This is a genomic window from Rhizobium sp. SYY.PMSO (assembly GCF_046840415.1).
GTDB lineage: Bacteria > Pseudomonadota > Alphaproteobacteria > Rhizobiales > Rhizobiaceae > Rhizobium.
The window spans coordinates 611,941-630,847 of sequence record NZ_CP177349.1; the positions used below are offsets into that span (position 1 = coordinate 611,941).

General features: G+C 62.1%; 23 protein-coding genes. 11 read left to right on the top strand and 12 right to left on the bottom strand.

Annotated features, from left to right (window positions below):
* Window positions 1–108: 108 nt before the first annotated feature.
* On the top strand, window positions 109–996 hold the full coding sequence (locus tag ACJJVH_RS02975) for a branched-chain amino acid aminotransferase (protein WP_412064714.1): 888 nt from the start codon (window positions 109–111) through the stop codon (window positions 994–996).
* Between the two features lie 28 nt (window positions 997–1,024).
* On the opposite strand, the gene ACJJVH_RS02980 is transcribed toward ACJJVH_RS02975, so the two are convergent.
* From ACJJVH_RS02980 to ACJJVH_RS02995, 4 genes are all read right to left on the bottom strand, one after another.
* Window positions 1,025–1,564: a GNAT family N-acetyltransferase gene (locus ACJJVH_RS02980; protein ID WP_412064715.1), complete on the bottom strand. Its 540-nt coding sequence runs from the start codon at window positions 1,562–1,564 to the stop codon at window positions 1,025–1,027.
* 135 nt (window positions 1,565–1,699) lie between these two features.
* Window positions 1,700–2,929, bottom strand: a complete 1,230-nt coding sequence (locus ACJJVH_RS02985) for an MFS transporter (RefSeq protein WP_112796865.1) — start codon at window positions 2,927–2,929, stop codon at window positions 1,700–1,702.
* A complete protein-coding gene (locus tag ACJJVH_RS02990; protein ID WP_412064716.1) occupies window positions 2,926–3,612 on the bottom strand; it encodes a YbhB/YbcL family Raf kinase inhibitor-like protein in 687 nt (228 codons plus the stop codon). The genes ACJJVH_RS02985 and ACJJVH_RS02990 overlap by 4 nt, the downstream gene beginning before the upstream one ends.
* 107 nt (window positions 3,613–3,719) lie before the next feature.
* Window positions 3,720–4,535, bottom strand: a complete 816-nt coding sequence (locus tag ACJJVH_RS02995) for a helix-turn-helix domain-containing protein (RefSeq protein WP_112796869.1) — start codon at window positions 4,533–4,535, stop codon at window positions 3,720–3,722.
* A 177-nt stretch (window positions 4,536–4,712) separates the two neighbouring features.
* On the opposite strand from ACJJVH_RS02995, the gene ACJJVH_RS03000 reads away from it, so the two are divergent.
* A complete protein-coding gene (locus tag ACJJVH_RS03000; RefSeq protein WP_112796871.1) occupies window positions 4,713–5,057 on the top strand; it encodes a nuclear transport factor 2 family protein in 345 nt (114 codons plus the stop codon).
* Window positions 5,058–5,119: 62 nt separating this feature from the next.
* On the opposite strand, the gene ACJJVH_RS03005 is transcribed toward ACJJVH_RS03000, so the two are convergent.
* The gene (locus ACJJVH_RS03005; protein WP_412064717.1) at window positions 5,120–5,770 is read right to left on the bottom strand and encodes an aspartate/glutamate racemase family protein; all 651 of its coding nucleotides are present in this window, start codon (window positions 5,768–5,770) and stop codon (window positions 5,120–5,122) included.
* Between the two features lie 270 nt (window positions 5,771–6,040).
* Between ACJJVH_RS03005 and ACJJVH_RS03010 the strand changes: the two genes are divergently transcribed.
* Both ACJJVH_RS03010 and ACJJVH_RS03015 read left to right on the top strand, forming a co-directional pair.
* On the top strand, window positions 6,041–6,643 hold the full coding sequence (locus ACJJVH_RS03010; protein ID WP_112797354.1) for a superoxide dismutase: 603 nt from the start codon (window positions 6,041–6,043) through the stop codon (window positions 6,641–6,643).
* 114 nt (window positions 6,644–6,757) lie between these two features.
* Window positions 6,758–7,600 carry a metallophosphoesterase gene (locus ACJJVH_RS03015; RefSeq protein ID WP_412064718.1) on the top strand — a complete coding sequence of 281 codons (843 nt, stop codon included), beginning with the start codon at window positions 6,758–6,760 and terminating at the stop codon, window positions 7,598–7,600.
* A gap of 63 nt (window positions 7,601–7,663) precedes the next feature.
* Here ACJJVH_RS03015 and ACJJVH_RS03020 read toward each other — a convergent pair whose 3' ends face one another.
* A complete protein-coding gene (locus ACJJVH_RS03020) occupies window positions 7,664–8,365 on the bottom strand; it encodes a helix-turn-helix transcriptional regulator (protein WP_412064719.1) in 702 nt (233 codons plus the stop codon).
* A 128-nt stretch (window positions 8,366–8,493) separates the two neighbouring features.
* Between ACJJVH_RS03020 and ACJJVH_RS03025 the strand changes: the two genes are divergently transcribed.
* The 3 genes from ACJJVH_RS03025 to ACJJVH_RS03035 all read left to right on the top strand — a co-directional run bounded on the left by ACJJVH_RS03025 (window position 8,494) and on the right by ACJJVH_RS03035 (window position 10,855).
* Window positions 8,494–9,129, top strand: coding sequence for a LysE family translocator (locus tag ACJJVH_RS03025; protein ID WP_112796877.1), 636 nt, complete (start codon window positions 8,494–8,496; stop codon window positions 9,127–9,129).
* 164 nt (window positions 9,130–9,293) lie between these two features.
* Window positions 9,294–9,737, top strand: a complete 444-nt coding sequence (locus ACJJVH_RS03030) for a cytochrome c (protein WP_113405504.1) — start codon at window positions 9,294–9,296, stop codon at window positions 9,735–9,737.
* A 203-nt stretch (window positions 9,738–9,940) separates the two neighbouring features.
* On the top strand, window positions 9,941–10,855 hold the full coding sequence (locus ACJJVH_RS03035) for a cytochrome c (protein ID WP_112796880.1): 915 nt from the start codon (window positions 9,941–9,943) through the stop codon (window positions 10,853–10,855).
* 13 nt (window positions 10,856–10,868) lie between these two features.
* On the opposite strand, the gene ACJJVH_RS03040 is transcribed toward ACJJVH_RS03035, so the two are convergent.
* Window positions 10,869–11,648 carry a methyltransferase domain-containing protein gene (locus tag ACJJVH_RS03040; protein WP_412064720.1) on the bottom strand — a complete coding sequence of 260 codons (780 nt, stop codon included), beginning with the start codon at window positions 11,646–11,648 and terminating at the stop codon, window positions 10,869–10,871.
* A 109-nt stretch (window positions 11,649–11,757) separates the two neighbouring features.
* On the opposite strand from ACJJVH_RS03040, the gene ACJJVH_RS03045 reads away from it, so the two are divergent.
* Window positions 11,758–12,372, top strand: a complete 615-nt coding sequence (locus tag ACJJVH_RS03045; protein WP_412064721.1) for a C39 family peptidase — start codon at window positions 11,758–11,760, stop codon at window positions 12,370–12,372.
* A gap of 40 nt (window positions 12,373–12,412) precedes the next feature.
* Here the strand turns inward: ACJJVH_RS03045 and ACJJVH_RS03050 are convergent, their stop codons facing one another.
* Entirely contained in the window at window positions 12,413–12,901 is a 489-nt protein-coding gene (locus ACJJVH_RS03050) for a GNAT family N-acetyltransferase (RefSeq protein ID WP_112796883.1), read from the bottom strand.
* Window positions 12,902–13,099: 198 nt separating this feature from the next.
* Window positions 13,100–13,513: a MerR family transcriptional regulator gene (locus ACJJVH_RS03055; protein WP_112796884.1), complete on the bottom strand. Its 414-nt coding sequence runs from the start codon at window positions 13,511–13,513 to the stop codon at window positions 13,100–13,102.
* 197 nt (window positions 13,514–13,710) lie between these two features.
* On the opposite strand from ACJJVH_RS03055, the gene dmeR reads away from it, so the two are divergent.
* The 3 genes from dmeR to bla all read left to right on the top strand — a co-directional run bounded on the left by dmeR (window position 13,711) and on the right by bla (window position 16,113).
* The gene (gene dmeR / locus ACJJVH_RS03060) at window positions 13,711–13,983 is read left to right on the top strand and encodes a Ni(II)/Co(II)-sensing transcriptional repressor DmeR (protein WP_113502708.1); all 273 of its coding nucleotides are present in this window, start codon (window positions 13,711–13,713) and stop codon (window positions 13,981–13,983) included.
* Between the two features lie 91 nt (window positions 13,984–14,074).
* Window positions 14,075–15,025 carry a CDF family Co(II)/Ni(II) efflux transporter DmeF gene (gene dmeF, locus ACJJVH_RS03065; protein ID WP_113502784.1) on the top strand — a complete coding sequence of 317 codons (951 nt, stop codon included), beginning with the start codon at window positions 14,075–14,077 and terminating at the stop codon, window positions 15,023–15,025.
* Between the two features lie 86 nt (window positions 15,026–15,111).
* The gene (bla, locus tag ACJJVH_RS03070; protein WP_412064722.1) at window positions 15,112–16,113 is read left to right on the top strand and encodes a class A beta-lactamase; all 1,002 of its coding nucleotides are present in this window, start codon (window positions 15,112–15,114) and stop codon (window positions 16,111–16,113) included.
* A gap of 83 nt (window positions 16,114–16,196) precedes the next feature.
* On the opposite strand, the gene ACJJVH_RS03075 is transcribed toward bla, so the two are convergent.
* The 3 genes from ACJJVH_RS03075 to ACJJVH_RS03085 form a co-directional block, all read right to left on the bottom strand.
* On the bottom strand, window positions 16,197–16,724 hold the full coding sequence (locus ACJJVH_RS03075) for a hypothetical protein (protein WP_113358255.1): 528 nt from the start codon (window positions 16,722–16,724) through the stop codon (window positions 16,197–16,199).
* 71 nt (window positions 16,725–16,795) lie between these two features.
* Window positions 16,796–18,301 carry a protein adenylyltransferase SelO gene (locus ACJJVH_RS03080; protein WP_412064723.1) on the bottom strand — a complete coding sequence of 502 codons (1,506 nt, stop codon included), beginning with the start codon at window positions 18,299–18,301 and terminating at the stop codon, window positions 16,796–16,798.
* Between the two features lie 70 nt (window positions 18,302–18,371).
* Complete coding sequence (locus tag ACJJVH_RS03085; protein ID WP_113391822.1) at window positions 18,372–18,899, bottom strand: DUF1697 domain-containing protein; 528 nt, start codon at window positions 18,897–18,899, stop codon at window positions 18,372–18,374.
* Between the last annotated feature and the right edge of the window lie 8 nt (window positions 18,900–18,907).

Below are 18,907 nucleotides of genomic sequence, written 5' to 3' on the forward strand. Positions count from 1 at the left end.
GAATGCGGTATCGGGCGCTTTGTTGCAAATGGATTTTGACGTGTAGTTTCTGCTTGACCCCGGGATTGCGCGGTTATTTGCTCTTCGCCACATAAGAGAGGAACCACCATGGCAGTCGACACGTCGCCCCGAACCGTCACCTGGACCTATGTCGAAGGAGAATGGCTCCCCGGCAACCCGCCGCTCATCGGGCCGACCTCGCATGCCATGTGGCTCGGCTCGACCGTGTTCGACGGCGCACGCTGGTTCGACGGCATCGCGCCCGATCTGGACCTGCATTGTCAGCGCATCAATCGTTCGGCCGTCGCCATGGGATTGAAGCCGGTCAAGACAGCCGAAGAGATCGAGGCGCTGGCCTGGGAAGGCATCAGGAAATTCGACGGCAAGACGCCGATCTACATCAAGCCGATGTATTGGGGCGAGCATGGCTTGCCGGGCAGCGTCGTCGCCGTCGACACGGAATCGACGCGCTTTGCGCTCTGCCTGTTCGAGGCGCCGCTCGGCGGCACCGGCGGCGTCACGCTCACCGTCTCTCCCTTCCGCCGTCCGTCGCCGGAAACGGCGACGACAGACGCCAAGGCCGGCTCGCTCTATCCGAACAGCGGCCGCATGATCCTGGAGGCCAGGAACCGCGGCTTCAACAACGCGCTGGTGCGCGACTTGAACGGTAATGTGGCCGAGACAGCATCCTCCAACGTCTTCATGGTCAAGGATGGCATCGTCTATACGCCGATCGCCAACCGCACCTTCCTGGCCGGCATCACGCGCGCCCGCGTCATCGGCCTGCTGCGTCGGGAAGGCTTCGACGTTCGCGAGGAAACCCTGTCGGTAGAGCAGTTCATGGCCGCCGACGAGATCTTCACGACCGGCAACTACTCCAAGGTCGTCAGCGTCAGCCGGCTGGACGATCGCGAATTCCAGGAAGGGCCGGTCGCCCGCAAGGCTCTGGAGCTCTATATGAACTGGGCCCACGGGCGCAGCGCCGGCGAAGAATGAGCCTTGGCGATTCATCGCCGGCGATGGATCATTGCCTCGCGATGTCAGCCTCGAAGGCAGACCTCGTCATGCTGTAGGAGGCGAATGACTCGTCGTGATATGTGGTCGGCCGCGACGGCGCCAGGCCGAGCTTTTGCGCGACGCGAATGGATGCGGCGTTTCCAGGCGCGATATCGGCGATGACACGGTCGAGTTCCAGTGTCTGGAAGGCGTGTGCAAGAACGGGCATTGCGGCCTCCGTCGCATAGCCCTTACCCCAGGCGAGCCTGTTGAGCCGCCATCCAATCTCGATGCCGGGCCCGATGGCGTCGGCCGGGATCAGCAATATCCAGCCGAGGAATTGCCTGGGACTTTCCTTGGCGCGGATCGACCAATATCCCAGCCCGTCGCCGAAATCCGCTTCGATCCGCCCTCTCAGGAAGGCTCGATGCGCGGCGGCGTCTTGCCATGGGCCGGGAATGAAGCGCGTCACCTCCGGGTCGCGATCCATGGCGATGCAATCGTCAATGTCGGCCATAGTGCGAGGCGCAAGCATAAGTCGCGCGGTTTCGAAGCTTGGAAGCGCCATAGAGATATCTCCACAACTGCCGCTGGCGAAAGATTATCAAAGGGACGCTTGAACTCAATACAGCTTCAGTGAATCGCGGCGATAAGGCCGCGATTCCGGTCCGCAATGCCCTCTTTCGAAGGCAGGGGAGACACGCTATTCCGCTTCTTTCCTCGGGCTGACCGACCAGCAATAGACGGCGCCGATCGCCAGCAGCACGCAGGTTCCAAGGAATACCGCGCGCATGCCGATATGGCCGCCGACGAAGCCGCCGATGACCGGCCCTGCCACCTGGCCGACATATTGCGACGAAATGGAAAGGCCGAGGATGCTGCCGGTGGCCGCATCGGGTACGCTGTGACGGATGACGGCGGTGATGCAGGGCAGGAGACCGCCGAGCGCCACGCCCATCAGGAAGCGCAGCGCGATCAATTGCCAGGCCGAGGTCACGAAGGCCTGCGGGATGAGCAGCAGGGCGGCGACCGCGAGGGCCGCCGTGATGACGCTCCAGTGGCCGATGCGGTCGGCGAGCTTGCCGAGCCATGAGGCAGACAGGATGCTGCCGAGCGCCGCAGCGGCCATGACGACGCCGGAGACCATCGTCACCTGCGCATCGGTAACGAATTGCGCGACATAGACGGTGATGATCGGCTCGATCGACATGTTGGCCAGCATCAGCAGCAGGCCGAGCGACAGCATGGCGATGACGGGGCGCTTGTCGGGAATGGAGGCCCAGCTGCCGCTTGCCTTCGCAGCCTTTTTCCGGGCCGTGGATTTCTCTTCCTTGATCAGGAAGGTCGTTGCCAGGAAAGTGAAGAAGATCACGCCGCCAGCCAGCAGAAAAGTGCCGCGGATGCCGATTATCGGCGGCAGCGCGCCGCCGATCAGCGGTCCAACGAGGTTGCCTGCCATGATGCCGGCCGACAGCGTGCCCAGCGCCCAGGCCGAGCGATGCTTCGGCGTCTGCGCTGCGACCAGCACCATCGATCCCGACGCATAACCGCCGGCAAGGCCGGTGAAGAGGCGCAGCCCCACCAGCTGCCAGACATTGCCGGCCATGCCCATCAGCGAAATGGCGATCGTCATGCCGAGGCTGGCGCGCACCAGCATCAGCTTGCGGCCATAGATATCGCCGAGCCGCCCCCAGAGCGGCGCGACGAAGGCGGCGGCAAAGAAGGTGGCGCCGTAGGCGATGCCGGACCATTGCACGATCGCCGCTTTGTCGGTGACGCCGAGTTCCTCGACATAGAGCGGCAGGAAGGGAAGTAGCAGCGTCATCGCCACGATGGTCGTAAACGAGCCGACGAGGCAGATGATCAGGTTTCGCATCCAATGAGCGGTTTCCGGTTCGGCCGGTGCGGCTGCATCCCATCTGGTCTCGGTCATTTCTCGGCCTTTGCATTCAATGTGTAAAACAGCTCCCGGCTGCCCGAGGCCAGGATATGACCCTTCGCGGCGGCGAGCAGGTCGGCGCGGGTGAACAGGTCGGGAAGCTTCAGCTGCTCGACATCGAGCGCATAGACGGTGACGTGGTAGCTGTGAGCGCGCGCGTCATTCCAGGGTGGGCATGGGCCCTTATAGCCGCCATGCGGCCCGTCCTTCAAGTTGCCGCCGCCGGCACCGTTCTGGCCGCGGCGTCCGTAGGCGGTGCGTTCGAGCGGCAGGCCGCCGGGCGGAGGAGCGTTTCCATCCGTGCCTTCGGCAAGGCTGGTGCGCGACACAGGGATGTCGGCCAGTACCCAATGGACGAATTCCATCCGCTTGAAATCCTTCGGGATCGGCTTGTCGGCCTTGTTGAACAGCGAGAAATCCGCGGGAACGTCGGGATCGACCATGGTCAGCGCGTAGGAACGCGTGCCCTTCGGCCCCTTCGACCACGACACGGCCAGGCTCTTGTTGGGTCCTGGCGCCGACTTGTCTGACGATGTCGAAATGCAGGAGGCGTTTTCCGGCAGCAGCATCCGGCCGTTGCTCTTTGCGAACGTCACCTTGAGATCGGCCGATAGGGCCGGCGTGGCGATGGCTGCTGCAATGACGAAGGCGTTCAGAACATTGAGCATGGTTTTCATGGTGTTGCCCTTTCACATTATGGCTCCAGCGAGCTTTCGAGAGCAGGATCTAACAAATTCGTCCGGCGCGGCGCGTACCCAAACGCTCAAAATCCGGCCGGAAGCGCTCACGCGCTGCGGAGCCGGTCGGCGAAGCGGCGGGGGGAGCGATAGCCGGTTGCAAGGGCCGCCTCGCGCAGCGACAAACCGTCCTCGGCGAGCAGCGCCGTTGCCAGCGCCACGCGCTCGCTCGCCAGCACGTCGCGCAGGGAAGCGCCCTCGCGTGACAGACGGCGCCGCAGCGTCGCGTTGCTCGTTCCGAGCTCGGCGGCGATGAGGTCGGCCGTCCAGGGGCGATCCGGCCGCCAGCGCACCAGCGCGCGCACCGCCTCGGCGGTCGTTTCCGGCGAGCCGGGAAGGGCGCCGCGCATGCCGAGCACCATGAGTATTTCCAGCAGCCTGTGCTCGATGAGCGGAATGGGCAGGTTGCCGGCAGCGATGCCTTCGCCGGCATGCTCGATGGCGGCGGCCAGCAAAGGCTCCAGCGGCAGGTCGATCTGCGATGCGGTTTGGGCCGGCGGAAAGGCTTTTGCGGCCCGCCGCACCAGTTCCTCGGGAAAGGTAATGAAGATTGCCCGATAGACGCCGGTCTGCGGGTCGGGGTCGTTCACGACATCGCCGCTCCAGCCGGCCGGCAGCACGATCGCCGTGCCGGCCGTAAAATGCCGCTGCCGTCCCATGCTGACGATCTCCTTCGAGCCTTCCAGCACCGCGACGATCGAAACCTGTGAAAAGGCCGAGCCGGCAATGCGTTCGCGCTCGCGCGTGACGAAGGTGAAGAGCGTCGAGTAGCTGCCGGTGCCGCTCGGCGCGGCTGCCGGGCGGTTGTCCTTGGCCGCCAGGCGGCGCAATTTTTCCAAGATGTGATGATGAGCCTCGGACACTGCGATGGCTTCCTGCTGATATGGGGGTATTCTGGAGTTTGGACCACGCGGGCACCGATGCCAAGCCCGCAAAGCGCCTTGGCGGTTCGCCTGTTTCGCACTATAAACCGATTGCGCTTTGAAATCAGTTGTTGCCGGGTACTCGAAATCGTCCGTTTGCAAAGGAGGAGAAACATCATGAATTCCCTCGAAAATGCACGTTGCGACACGGTCCGCCGCCTGTTCGCCGCCTATGTGGCGCAGCACCCCGACCTCGTCGAGCCGATGCTGGCGCTGGATTTTACCTTTTCCAGCCCGCGTGACGACCATATCGACCGGAAGCGATATTTCGAGCGTTGCTGGCCGAAGGAGAAAGTCTTTCGCGACATTCACATCGAGCATCTGGTGGCTGACGGCAACGATGTCATCGTCAGCTACCGCGCCGAGAAGATGGATGGCGGCAGTTTTCGCAATGTCGAACTGATCCACTTCGCCGGCGATCGTATCGCCGAGGTGAACGTCTATTTCGGACGCAATCTGTAAGATAATTCAACGCGCGGTCCGTGGCGGTTTCCCGTCTGGAATCGCGCGGGATGAAAGCGGGCTCAGCCAGCCGCGATCTTCGCCCTTGCCGCCGCGAGCGCGGTCGTCGGGCCGCTCATCGGCTTCGGATAGCCTTCCGCAAGCAGATGCATCGCATCGGTCATCGAGGCCTGCGCAAACGCGATCGTAGCGGGACCTTCGTCATGCGTCGCCTTGACCGCATCGGCTATGGCTGCAAGATAGGCCGAGAGGTTGCCCGCCCGGAAATGCGCCCATGCGCCCGGCACCAGCCGAACCTCGATCTCCACCCCCGTTGCCCTTGCTGCGGCATCGAACAGGGCAGTGGTCGGAGCGATGGTCGTTTCGACCGTACAGAGGACGACGACCTTGCTGCCGTCCTTAACGGCTTCGTCTGCGAGCGCCGCGTCCGCGCGTATGATCGGCGCCGCAGCACCGGCGGCGGCTTCCGTTGCTGCCGGACCGAGGGTCGAGCAATTGAGCACGACCGCATCGGCATCCTCGGCCAGATGCCGGAGCAAGGCGGCCGTTTCCGCAGCAATCTCCGCCGTTAAATGCCCCGCCTCCTCGGCAGCGCGAAGAAGGTCGGCGCGGATATGATGACGCAACGTTCCGGCCGGCAGCCCGAGGGTCTTTGCCGCCACTTCATAGACCGCAATGTTGCTTTCGGCGGTGTGCAGGCAGGCTATCGTCACAGGCATTCCTCACCATGGCGGAAAATTCGGAACCTTGTCTCGGCGCCCGGCTTTGCCGGCATTCCGAAACGGCGTTCGTCTATGTATGCGGGCATCATCGTATGCAGGAAGATAAATTTCTAAGTCTATGCTATACCCGATTGAAAAATAGGGCAATTTTTGCTCCCGCATGCAACTTTTTTGGCATGTCGCCGGTTGCTCTTCCAGGCGACCGCTCCTATGTTCCGGTTCACCTGCCGACGCAATTTTTTGCCAAGAGGAGATATGACCATGGCTTTCGTATTGCCTGAACTTCCTTATGATTACGATGCACTTTCGCCCTTCATGTCGCGTGAGACGCTCGAATATCACCACGACAAGCACCACAAGGCCTATGTCGATAACGGCAACAAGCTCGCCGCCGAAGCAGGTCTTGCAGATCTTTCGCTCGAAGAGATCATAAAGAAGTCTTTCGGCACCAATGCCGGCCTCTTCAACAATGCAGCCCAGCACTACAACCACATCCATTTCTGGAAGTGGATGAAGAAGGGCGGCGGCGGCAACAAGCTGCCGGGCAAGCTCGAAGCAGCGTTTGCTTCCGATCTCGGCGGCTATGACAAGTTCAAGGCCGATTTCGCCGCTGCCGGCGCCACGCAGTTCGGCTCGGGCTGGGCATGGGTTTCCGTCAAGAACGGCAAGCTTGAAATCTCCAAGACCCCGAACGGCGAAAACCCGCTCGTTCACGGTGCGAACCCGATTCTCGGCGTCGACGTTTGGGAACACTCCTACTACATCGACTATCGCAACCTGCGTCCGAAGTATCTCGAAGCCTTCATCGACAGCCTGATCAACTGGGACTATGTCCTCGAGCGCTACGAAGCCGCGACCAAGTAAGGTTGCCGTACAGGCTGGCTATCGCACCCGGCGTCTTTATGACGTCGGGTGTTTTCTTATCCAGTAACCCCTCGTAATCTATCCATGTGCCGCTTGCCGGTCCAAGGAGACCAAATGCCGTCCACACCGCTCTTCCGCTTTGGTGTCGTCGCCGATCCGCAATATGCCGATCTTGAACCCAATCTGACCCTCGATCGCTATCCCGCAAACAGCCTCGTCAAGCTTCGTGAGGCGATAGAGGAATTCAACCGGCACGACCTGGCTTTCGTCATCACGCTCGGCGATATTATCGATCGCGAGTGGAGGAGCTTCGATGCCGTCCTGCCCGTTTACGAGACGTTGCGCCACCGCACCTATTTCCTGCTCGGCAATCACGATTTCGCCGTGGCGCCCGACCATCTCGGCACCGTGTCGGCGCGGGTGGGCATGGCATCGGCCTATTACGATTTCGGCCATTCAGGCTATCGGTTCATCGTGCTGGACGGTAACGAGATCAGTGTCTTCGCGCCGCCGGAAGGCGATCCTCGACGGGAGGAGGCGAGGGCGCTCATGAAGGCGCTGGAAAGCACCGGCGCACCCAATGGCCAGCGCTGGAACGCGGCCATCGGCGATACTCAGTATGACTGGCTTGTCGCCAAACTGCGCGAGGCGAAGGCGTCCGGCGAGAAGGTCGTGGTCATGAACCATTACCCGGTCTTCCCGGAAAATACCCACAATGCCCTGAACAGCGCCCGCATGCTGGAACTCCTGGCGGCGCACGATCATGTCGTCGCCTATTTCAGCGGTCATAACCACGCCGGTAATTTCGGGATTGCCGACGGAACCTATTTCGTCAATTTCATGGGCATGGTCGATACCATCGACAGCAACGCCTATGCTATCGTCGATGTATACGAGGATCGGCTCGAGATCGCTGGCTTCGGGCGCGAGGCGAGCAGGACATTGGCTTTGCGCTGATGCTCATACGATAGCGCCGGCCTCTGACTGCCGGGATCGGGCCGCCTGACGTCTTGCAGGGTGTCAGCCCGCCGCGGCCGAGGTGTCCGTCTGCCAGCCGTTCACCCATATCTGCCGCAACCCGTCGCCTTCGCCCTTGAACCGGAGCCCGGTCGGCCGGCAATCCTCGATCCGGTCGCTGCGGAAATTGCGGATCGCCTGGCGCAACTCGCACCAGGCGACGATATTGGCCGTTTCGGCGTAATAGATCAGCGCGATCGGCCGGATGATGCGCTCGGTAGCGCGGCCGAGTTCGTCCCGATAGGCAATGTCGAGTTTTTCCTCGTCGCGGATGGCGCGGCGCACCAGCGCCAGATCGATTGCTGCGGCCGAGGGGGCCGCGAAGCCCCAGGCATGCAGCGCATTGGCATCGAGGGCCTGACGCAACGGCGGCGGCACGGCGCCGGCGACCTTGGCGCTCACGCGCTTGGCGGCCTGTTTCAACTCGGCGTCGCCGGTGCGTTCCAGCAGCGCCAGCGCCAGCACGATCGCCTCCATTTCCTCGATCGAGAACATCAGCGGCGGCAGGTCGAAGCCTGGCCGCAAGATGTAGCCGATGCCGCGTTCGCCCTCGATCGGCACCCGCATCGCCTGAAGTGCGGCGATATCGCGATAGACCGAGCGAACCGTCACCTCCAGCTGAGCGGCGATGTCGGCTCCCGTCACCGGCCGTCTGGCCAACCGCAGGATCTGGATGATCTCGAACAGGCGCGACGCCTTGCGCATTTCATACCCTCAGGATGAAGCCTACTGACAATACCCCGTCAGTTGGCCCAATTTATAAGATCGCCTATCGACTTGAAAATCAACCATTTCGCCTCCTGTTTCAATGGAGAGGACGATAGGCAACTGACATGGGCTACGCGGAAAATCTCTGGCTTTTCTTTCTTCTCCTTCTGGGCATCATCATCGTTCCGGGCATGGACATGCTGTTCGTGCTCGCCAACTCCCTGACGGGAGGCAGCAATCGGGGGCTTGCCGCGACGGGCGGCATCATGCTCGGCGGCGTGGTGCACTCTTTGAACGGCGCCATCGGCGTCGGCCTGCTGATGCATTTCGTGCCCATTCTCTTCAATCCGCTGCTGGTTGCCGGCGGCGCCTATATGGCCTTCATTGGCTTCACGCTGATGCGCAGTTCCATCACCGTCGGCCATGGAGGTCCCGCCGGCAGCCGCTCGGCCTGGAAAGCGTTCCGGCAGGGTGCGGTCACTTGCCTGATCAATCCCAAGGCCTATCTCTTCATCTTTGCCGTGTACCCGCAGTTCCTGAAGCCGGATTACGGCCCGGTTTGGATGCAGGCCGTGATTATGGGAACCATGACCATCGCAACGCAGTTTGCCGTCTACGGAGGTCTCGCCATCACCGCCGGCCGAAGCCGCGACCTGCTGGTTGCGAATCCGCAGGCAACCGCCCTTGCCGGCCGCGCGGCCGGGCTGCTGCTCGTCGCGGTTTCGGTGTTCACCGTCTGGGAGGGCCTCAAAATGGCGTGAGGGCTGATGCGGCGAATGAGTGTGTCGGCAGCATGACACTGATTTCACTCGGCTCTCACCACTTTGTGACTTCATCCCCGAGGGGAAACCGGCAAACATGACGCTCGTAATCATGCGCCGGCCGCATATGCGGTCTCGATCACTTGGAGAGGTAGGAGAACGAAATGAAGTGGAAAGCGATTGTGGCGGCAACGGCTCTGGCCGGTATCGCGCTCGGTTCGGTCGTCGCGGCCGATGGCACGCATGACTCCCGCATCGGGATGATGAAGAAGATCGGCGGCGCCACGGGGGCTCTCGGCGCGATTGCAAAGGGCGACAAGCCCTATGATGCCGACATCGTCAAGGCGTCGCTGACGACCATTGCCGAAACCGCGAAAGCTTTCCCGGACCAGTTCGACCCGCAGAGCGACAAGAGCGATGCCGAGGTCAACCCGAAGATCTGGGATAATCTCGATGACTTCAAGGCGAAGGCCGCCAAGCTTTCCGGCGATGCCGAGACAGCGCTCGCGCAACTCCCCGCCGACAGGGCCGGCGTCGGCGCGACGCTGAAGACCCTCGGAGGCAGCTGCGGCGCCTGTCATCAGGCCTACCGCATCAAGAAAGACTAAGCGGTAGGCCGGCCTCGTCCGGAGCAATTCCAGGAAAAGCGCGTCGCGGTTTTCCGCTCGGAGTTGCGTGAAAGCAAAAGCCCGGAGCCATTCGGGATTCGAAGAAACGCGGCAAGGCTCTGAAAATCTGTTCTGGCATCCGCACCGGTCTTGCCGCCGGCGCGGAGCTTCATGGCTTCGGAGCGGAGGCAAAGGGGGTAGGTGTGATGGCGCGGTTTATCCGGTGGCTGCTTTGTCTGTTCGGCGTGATCGTCCTCGGCTGTGGCGCATTCTATGTGATCACGGCGCCTTCGCCCCTGCCGGCAAGTCATTGGGCTAATCTTGGCGATCCCGACATCAAGAATGGCGAGATGGTCTTCTGGGCGGGCGGCTGCACGAGCTGTCACGCCGCCCCCGGCGCTCAGGGAGACGCCAAGCTGGTGCTTTCGGGCGGCCTGGCGCTCAACAGTCCCTTCGGCACCTTCCATGTGCCGAATATCTCGCCGGACGAGAAGGCCGGGCTCGGCAGCTGGACCCTTGCCGATTTCGGCAACGCCATGAAGCGCGGCGTCGGCAAAAACGGCGAACATCTCTATCCGTCCTTTCCCTACGGCTCCTATATCCGCATGAGCGACAAGGACATCAACGATCTCTGGGGCTTTCTGAAGACGCTGCCGAAGAGCGATAATGTCGCCCCGCCGCACGAGCTGCCCTTTCCTTTCGACATCCGGCTGGCGCTCGGCGGCTGGAAGTTCCTCTATCTCAACGACCAGCCGCGCGTCGTTCTCGCCAAAGCCGACGCGAAGATCAAACGCGGGCAGTATCTGGTGGAAGGGCCGGGCCATTGCGGTGAATGCCACACACCGCGCGACAGCCTCGGCGGTTTCCTGAGCGGCCAATGGCTGGCCGGAGCGCCCAATCCCGAGGGCAAGGGCCAGATCCCGGATATCACGCCGGGGTCGAAGGCAATCGGCAGCTGGAGCGCTGGCGATATCGCCAATTACCTCGAAACCGGCTTCACCCCGGACTACGATTCCGCCGGCGGCTCGATGGCGGAAGTCCAGCAGAACATAGCCCATCTGCCCGGCACCGATCGCGAGGCAATTGCGGCCTATCTGAAGGCGTTGCCGGCGAAATAGGCCGGATCGGTACTTAGGCTGCGCTCGCGCGTCCAGCGAGATAGAGATGCGTTTCATAATGCAGCTCGAATTCACCGTCCTGAGCGCTGATGGCATCTGCAAGCTCTGAAAGCAGCGCTTCCCTTTGATTCTCGGCCAGAAGCCGGTAGCTTGAGAGCGTGCGCAGCAGGTCGGTATAGCTTCGCGCGGTGTGCAGCCGGCTCCAGCGATAGCAGTGATGAACCGGTGTTTCGAAATTGTCGGACCGTCGAAGCTCTTCGGAGAAGGGACCTTCAGGCAGATACCAGGCTTCCACGGGCGGTCCGGCGAGCTGTGGAGCACAACGGGCATAGATCGCGGCGAACCGTCCCGCAAGCGGCTGCTCAGGCGTCATCGGCACATTGCCGAAGATCGCAAGTGCTCCTCCGGGTGCGAGGAGGGCGGCCGTCTTGGCGAAGCGCAGTTCCGGCGAAACCCAATGGAAGGATTGGGCTGCCACCATCAGTTTGAAGTTTCCTGGCTCGTCTGGCCATGCTTCGAAAGTGGTTTGCTGGAACCGCACTTGCGGAAATCCCGCCAATCTCTCCCGTGCGACCGCAATCAGCTCCGCGCCGGGATCGAGTGCGAGAACGGAGAAGCCGCAGCGGGCAAAACCTTCCGTTGCCTGTCCCGTGCCGCATCCGATCTCGAGAATTTCGTCTTTGGTCTCCAACCCGCAGAACGCAACGATGTCTGCAAAAAGCGCGTCTGGATAGGCTGGGCGCGAGGTGTTGTAGAGGCTGGCAACGCCGTCGAATGTGAACCGCTGCTCCAAGGCGCACCTCCAGTTGCAGGCTCAGGTCGATAGCCATCTTTCTAGCGCATTTCTCATCAACTTACAGCTACGGGATTCGTCAACGGAGGGGGTGCTCGTGGACGCGAGAGTGACGCAAAAGGTTCCTTATTTCAGCCAGTGGGAAACGCCTGACATGACCTTGGCGGTCGTGGCGGAGGGCGCTCGTTCGGCCTTGCTGAGGGACCCGCTCTGGGCGTCGTCCGGCGCTCGCAATGTCGAGGAGTATGCCCATTGGGCGGCCAATCTCTGCGGCATGGCTTGCCTGAAGATGGTACTTGCCGCCCGCACCGGCAAAGTGGTCCCGATCATGGATCTCGCCATGAGATGCAGGGATTACGGCGGCTATGTCGAGGAGCCGGATGGCAGGATCAAGGGGCTGATCTATGCGCCGTTCGTGCCCTTCGTCCGGGATCGTTTCGATCTGAACGCCAGGGTCGTCACCGGCATTTCCGTTGCCGACATCGCCGATATCCTGGCGCAATCGGAATTCTTCATCGCGTCGGTCCATCATTCCATTCGCTGGCCGGAAACCGAGCCGCCGGCCAAGGGCGGTCATCTGGTGCTGGTGACGGCGCTCGACGGGAACAGAATCCGCTTCCACAATCCGTCAGGCCATATCGCCGCGACGCGGGAGAATGCGGAGCTGCCGTTGGACACGTTCGGCAGGTTCTTCGCAGGCCGCGGGATCGCCATCGATCGCTAAAGCTTGGAGCAGTCGACGGCGATCCCGTTAAAGGCCGGCATCAGGCCAATGCCTGCAGGTAGCGCATGCCGGTGACGGGCCGCGGCTTGAAATCCATGTTTTCATAGAAGCGATGGGCCTGGAAATTGCCCGTGGCAGCCCCGACCGAAAGGTAGCTGCAGCCGGCCTTGCGCGCGATATCGCGGGCGCGGTCGACGAGATGCTGACCGACGCCGTGGCCGCGATGGCCGTCACGCACGAAGAGATGATGCAGGTCCATGCCCCGCTGCCCTTCCTGCGCCTTGTAGAGCGGTACGAGGATGGCGTAGCCGAGCAGTCCATGCTCGCCTTCGGCCACCAGCGCCGTGATCCACGGCACCGGGCCGAACAGATCGCGTTCGAGCTGGTCCGGCGTCGTACCCGAGGGATCGCCGTGATGTGCGGCCAGCAGCCGGATCATGTCGTTCAGTTCCGGCAGGTCGCGCGGCTGCGCATTGCGGATGGTGAGCACCGGCGGGCGGAGGAGTGAGATTTCGCTATCGTCTAGCATGGCATTCTGCGTCCTTGTTTTTTCGATGAGCCGTCAGGACGCTGCCGATACAACAAAGCCGCCTGACGGCGGCTTGTTGACAATATGATCTGTCGTGGCCGCCCCTTACAGGTACAGCCAAAAATACGAGCAATTATGGAGCGCGTGCGTGATCATGGGCGCATCAATGATCCGCTTTGGCGGATTTGTCAATGGGGCTCAATGCTCTCCCTCGCAGAGGCCGTGATCGGACAGCGCGCGGATCACATAGCAGTCTTCGATGCTATGGCCGTCGCAATGCGAGACGATGCGCTCCAGCTCGTGCTCCAGCTTCTTCAGCCGGGCGATCTTGGTGCGCACGTCCTCCAGATGCTCCCTGGCAATGCGGTCGGCGCCGACGCAGGGACGGTCCGGATGCTGGCTGAGTGAAATCAGCTCCTTGATGGCATCGATGGTCAGGCCGAGATCGCGGCCATGCCGGATGAAGGCGAGACGCTCCAGATCGCTTCTGGAATAGCGCCGCTGGTTGCCTTCGCTGCGTTCCGGCTCCGAGATCAGCCCCATCTGCTCGTAATACCGGATCGTCGGCACTTTCACGCCGGTGCGCCTGGATAAATCGCCGATCGTCAGCATCGCATATCCTCTCGATAGCTCTAGTCTCTAGAGCAATATAGGTGACAAGCCGGGGAAATTACAAGGTCGGGCACAAGCGATGGAGAATTGCGCCGGGTTTCCGCGGTCATCCGATCCGGCCGCCGCCGCTTCAAGAGACCGCTTCCCATCCATCATTGAAAATAGTATACCCCCCTATATTATAATTCGAGGCTGCAATGTCCCATACCATTCGTCAACAAGCCAAGCTCCTTTCCCGCATCCGCCGCCTCAAAGGGCAGATGGAGGCGGTGGAGCGGGCGCTGGAAGCCGAGCGGCCCTGCGGGGAGGTGCTGCAGCTGCTTGCCTCCATTCGCGGCGCGCTGACCGGCCTGACCGGAGAGATCCTGGAAGATCATCTGCATGAGCATGTCCTCCATGCCGAAAGCGAGGAGGCCCGCCGGCAGGCGGTCGATGAGATAGCCGACGTGCTGAAGACCTATCTGCGATGATCGGGGCACGCCGCATAAAAACGCGCGGCGGACTTGCGCTGACGGCATGCGAAAAATCGAGAAGCTGAATGTTCAACGGAAGGCCGATGTCATGAGTATTTCCCCCGAGATGGGCCATAGCCACGTCTTTCTTGGTTCCGATCACGAACGCAACGAGCGCCGTATCCGGCTTGTCATCGCATTGACGGCCGTGATGATGGTGGTCGAGATCGGTGCAGGGACGATCTATGGTTCGATGGCGCTGCTTGCCGATGGCTGGCACATGTCGACCCATGTCAGCGCCATGCTGATTTCGGTTCTCGCCTATCTCTATGCCCGCCGGCATGCGCACAATGCGCGCTTCACTTTCGGCACCGGGAAGCTTGGCGATCTCGCGGGTTTTGCCAGTGCCATCGTGCTGGCGCTGATCGCGCTGATCATGGGCTGGGAGAGCGTGCTGCGACTGCTTGACCCCGTGGCGATCAACTTCCGGGAAGCCATCGCCATCGCGGCCGCCGGCCTCGTCGTCAATCTCGTCAGCGCCTGGCTCCTGCGCGACGATCACAGCCATCATCATAGCCATGCCCATGCTCACGAGCATGACGGCGATCACCATCATGGCCATGGCAGCGGCAGGGACAACAATCTGCGCTCCGTCTATGTCCACGTCATTGCCGACGCGATGACCTCGGTTCTCGCCATCGTTGCCCTTTTGCTCGGTAGCCGATTCGGCTGGACCTTCCTCGATCCCGTTATGGGTATCGTCGGCGGTCTGGTGATCCTGCAATGGTCGTGGAGCCTGCTGCGCGCATCCGGCGCCGTTCTGCTCGATTTCATCCCGCACGGCGAAGCTCTGCCGGACGAGATTCGCGAGGCCATCGAGACGGGCGAGGATCGCATCACCGATCTTCATGTCTGGCAGGTCGGTCCGGGGCATCATGCCGCGATCGTCGCGGTCGCGACGCCCGTGTCCCGGGACCCGTCTTTCTACAAGGCACGGCTTGCCGATGTTCACGAACTCTCCCATGTGACCGTCGAAGTTACGGTCGACAAGGCGGCATAAAATCCGCTAGCAATCGGACAGGTCAGAGGCTTGCCATATTCCTCGCATAGCCCACAATCTGCCCGATTCTGCTGGAGGCCCTTCGCATGCCCATATTGCTCACCCGCCGCCGCCTCATGGCGGGCTCGGCGCTGCTTTTTCCCGCGCTGACACTCGGCCCCGGGGCTCTATTCGCTGAGGATAGCGGCGCGGCCTCTCAGACGCCGCCGGCAACGGATAATCCGGCGGCGCCCGATGCCAATGGCGAGGATATGGGGGGCAGCGGCGCGACCCAGGATAATTCGCAATTGTCCGACGATGTCGACAAGCAGCTTGGCGACCTGGAAAAGAAGACCGGTGGCCGGCTCGGCGTTTCCGTGCTCGACACCGAAACCAACATTTCCCTAGGCCATCGCGAGGAAGAGCGGTTTCCCCTGTGCAGCACCTACAAGGCGCTTGCCGTCGGCTTCGTACTGGCGCGTGTCGACCAGGGCGCGGAAAAGCTCGACCGTCGCGTCACCTACGGCAAGGATAAGGTCGTCACCTATTCGCCCGAGACCGAAAAACATGCCGGCACCGACGGCATGACCGTGGCCGAGCTGTGCGGGGCTGCGATTACGCTGAGCGACAATACGGCAGGCAATCTGCTGCTCGAAAGCTTCGGCGGCCCCGCCGCGCTGACCTCCTGGCTGCGCACCACGGGCGACACGGAAACCCGCCTCGACCGCAACGAGCCCGATGTCAACCAGGCGGTCAAGGACGATCCGCGCGATACGACGACCCCGGATGCGATACTGGACAGCATCGGGCTTCTGACGCTGGGAAATACGCTGTCGGAAACGTCGAGGGACCAGCTCGTCAACTGGCTGGTCGGCAACACGACGGGCAATAATCGCCTGCGCGCGGGCTTGCCCAAGGAATGGAAAGTCGGCGACAAGACCGGTACGGGCAACAATGGTTCCTATGCCGACATCGCCGTGATCTGGCCGCCGGAACGCGGCCCTGTTCTGGTTACCACGTTCGTTGCCGAGGCAACCGCGCCTGCGAAAGATGTCGAGGCGGTCTTTGCCGAAGTCAGCAGGATCGTGACCGGAATGGTCGGCCAATAGTAAAATATCGATAATAAAAACAGGACGATACGATCAGGATGTGAATCAGGATCGTATCGTCTTCATGTGATCTTGCAGCTTGCTCAGACGAGTGAGAGTGCCGAGGCTGCGCTGTCCGTTTCCTTGTCGCCATCACCATTGCTGGCGCCCAGCTTCTGCTTGATCTCATCGGCGATCTGATCGTTGATCGCCTTCTGGTCGTCGGCGGAAAGCGCTTTGAAGGAATCTTCCGTCAGGCCGTGCGCTTCCAGATATTGCGCGCGAATCTTTTCAGCCGGCGTCATGTTCGCCCATTTGGCAAACTCGTCCAGAATATCCTGGTTCGATTGCTTGCTTGCTGAGGCTGAACTGCTGCCGGAAGCGCTCGCGCCCGATTGATCCTCGGTTGACTCCGATGTTGAGGACGAGGAATCGCCGAACTGGCTGAGCCAGAGGCCGGACGAAATGGAAGAGGGGATGCCGCTGGATGAAATGGAAGGTCCTTGCTGATCGCCTTGCTCGCCACCGCCATCGTCCGGCAGCGTGAAAGGCGTGCTGTCGTCGCTGTCGCTGCTCTGCTGGCTGCGGATCGGCGTGCTGAAATAGTTCTGGGTGCTGTGATGCACTTTCATCGTCATATCTCCCTGCGGGTTGAGGAAAGGATGACTCTGAAAGCCTGCCCGGGGCTTATGCCGCGATGCCCTCAGGTGCCGCAGAAGGTCTGGAGCACCCGCTCGGACGGCAGCGGAGGCTCCGCATAGGGCGCGAAGGCCGGCTGCTCTTCGTAGGGAGTTGCGAGCACTTTCAGCAGAGCTTCGAACAGGGAAAAATCGCCATCTTCGACCGCAGCCTCGATGGCCTGCTGGATTCGATGATTGCGGGGAATGAAGGCCGGATTGACCCTGCGCATGGCGGCCGCGCGCGCTGCCGGCGTCTGCGGATCGCGGCCAAGTCGCTCGCGCCAGCGTTCGAGCCATGGCGCGACGGATTGGGGTTCCTGAAAAGTGGCGGCGAAATCGGCAGTGTCCTCGTCCGCGGCAAGGGCGGCAAGCCGGCGGAAGGTGAGCGTGAAGTCCGCACCCTGCTGCTGCATTGTCGCCAGCAGCGACTGGATCAGCTCGAGATCGCCATCCTCCTCGCTTGCAAGGCCGATCTTGGCCCGCATGCCCGAGAGCCAATGGGCCTGAAAGCGTTCGCCATAGGCCTTGATGATGGTATTCGCCAGGTCGATCGCTACATCGGCGGACGGATCGATCAGCGGAATCAGCGTCTCGCCGAGGCGTGCCAGATTCCATTGGCCGATGGCCGGCTGGTTGGCATAGGCATAGCGGCCGTTGCGGTCGATCGAGGAGAAGACGGTCGCCGGATCGTAAACGTCCATGAAGGCGCACGGACCGAAATCGATCGTCTCGCCCGATACAGTCATGTTGTCGGTATTCATCACGCCGTGGATGAAGCCGACATGCAGCCAGCGCGCGATCAGGGCCGCCTGCCGCTCGGCCACGGCTTCCAGCAGCGACAGATAGGGGTTCGCCCGGTCTCCGATTTCCGGGTAGTGTCGTGCGATGACATGATCCGCCAGCGTCTTCACGCTTTCCGTATCGCCGCGTGCCGCGAAGAACTGGAACGTGCCGACGCGGATATGGCTCGCCGCCACGCGCGTAAGGATCGCGCCGGGCAGCACCTGCTCGCGATAAACAGCCTCGCCCGTGGTCACTGCGGCCAGCGCCCGGGTCGTCGGGATGCCGAGAGCGTGCATGGCCTCGCTGACGATATATTCGCGCAAGACCGGGCCGAGTGCCGCGCGCCCGTCGCCTCGGCGGGAAAACGGCGTCGGCCCCGGGCCCTTGAGCTGTATGTCGCGGCGCCTGCCGTTGCGGTCCTTCACTTCGCCGAGGAGAATGGCACGGCCGTCGCCGAGCTGCGGTACGAAATTGCCGAACTGGTGCCCGGCATAGGCCATGGCGATCGGCCGCGATCCCTGCAGCAGCTCGTTTCCGGAAAAGATCGCCGCAGCATTTCGGCCCAGCGCATCGACCTCCAGTCCGAGTTCCCGCGCCAGCGCCTCGTTGAACTTGATCAGCCCTGGCGCGGCAACCGGTGTCGGCGCCTGGTCCGCGAAGAACTGCGGCGGCAGGCGCGCATAGCTGTTGTCGAAAGCGACCGGCGGCGCCTGACGCGTGGTATCGTCGTGAAGAGTTGAGCTCATGCCTCTAAGGTAGGGCTGTCGCGCAGGAGGTGCAAGGCGCATGTCCTGATCGGCTTTGCTATCGCCGATCTCAATTTCCGCTCTCCTCCAGCTCCCGCGCCATCTCCGCAAGCTTGCGCACCGTATTGAGATTTCGCGAGGTCCCCGCCTTCAGCGCTGGCAGCTTCAATTTGGAGCGTCCCGAGCCGTCGGGGTAGTGCACATAGATCTCTCTGCCGGCGATGTGTACTTCTTCGCCGCCGGGCGCGACGAGCTTGTCCAGCGCGTCCTTCGGTGCTTCGTCCCGCAGGAAGGTCACGAGCAGGTAGTTCGGCTTGGCATGCGGGAAGGGCGAATTTTCCGCCGCCCTTTCCAGCGCTTCGCGGCTGCGCAGGATCACGCCGGGGGATTGGCCCATCTTCTCCGCCAGCGCCTGTTCGAGCCGCGCCTGGACCGTTGCCTCATCGTCAGCGGTGCGGAAGAGCACGTTGCCGCTCTGGATGTAGGTGCTGACATCCGTAAAGCCGATCCCTTCGCAAAGCGCTTTCAGGTCGGCCATGGACAGCATGCCGGTGCCGCCGACATTGACGGCCCGCAGCAGGGCGACGAAGACAGTCATGGCTCACT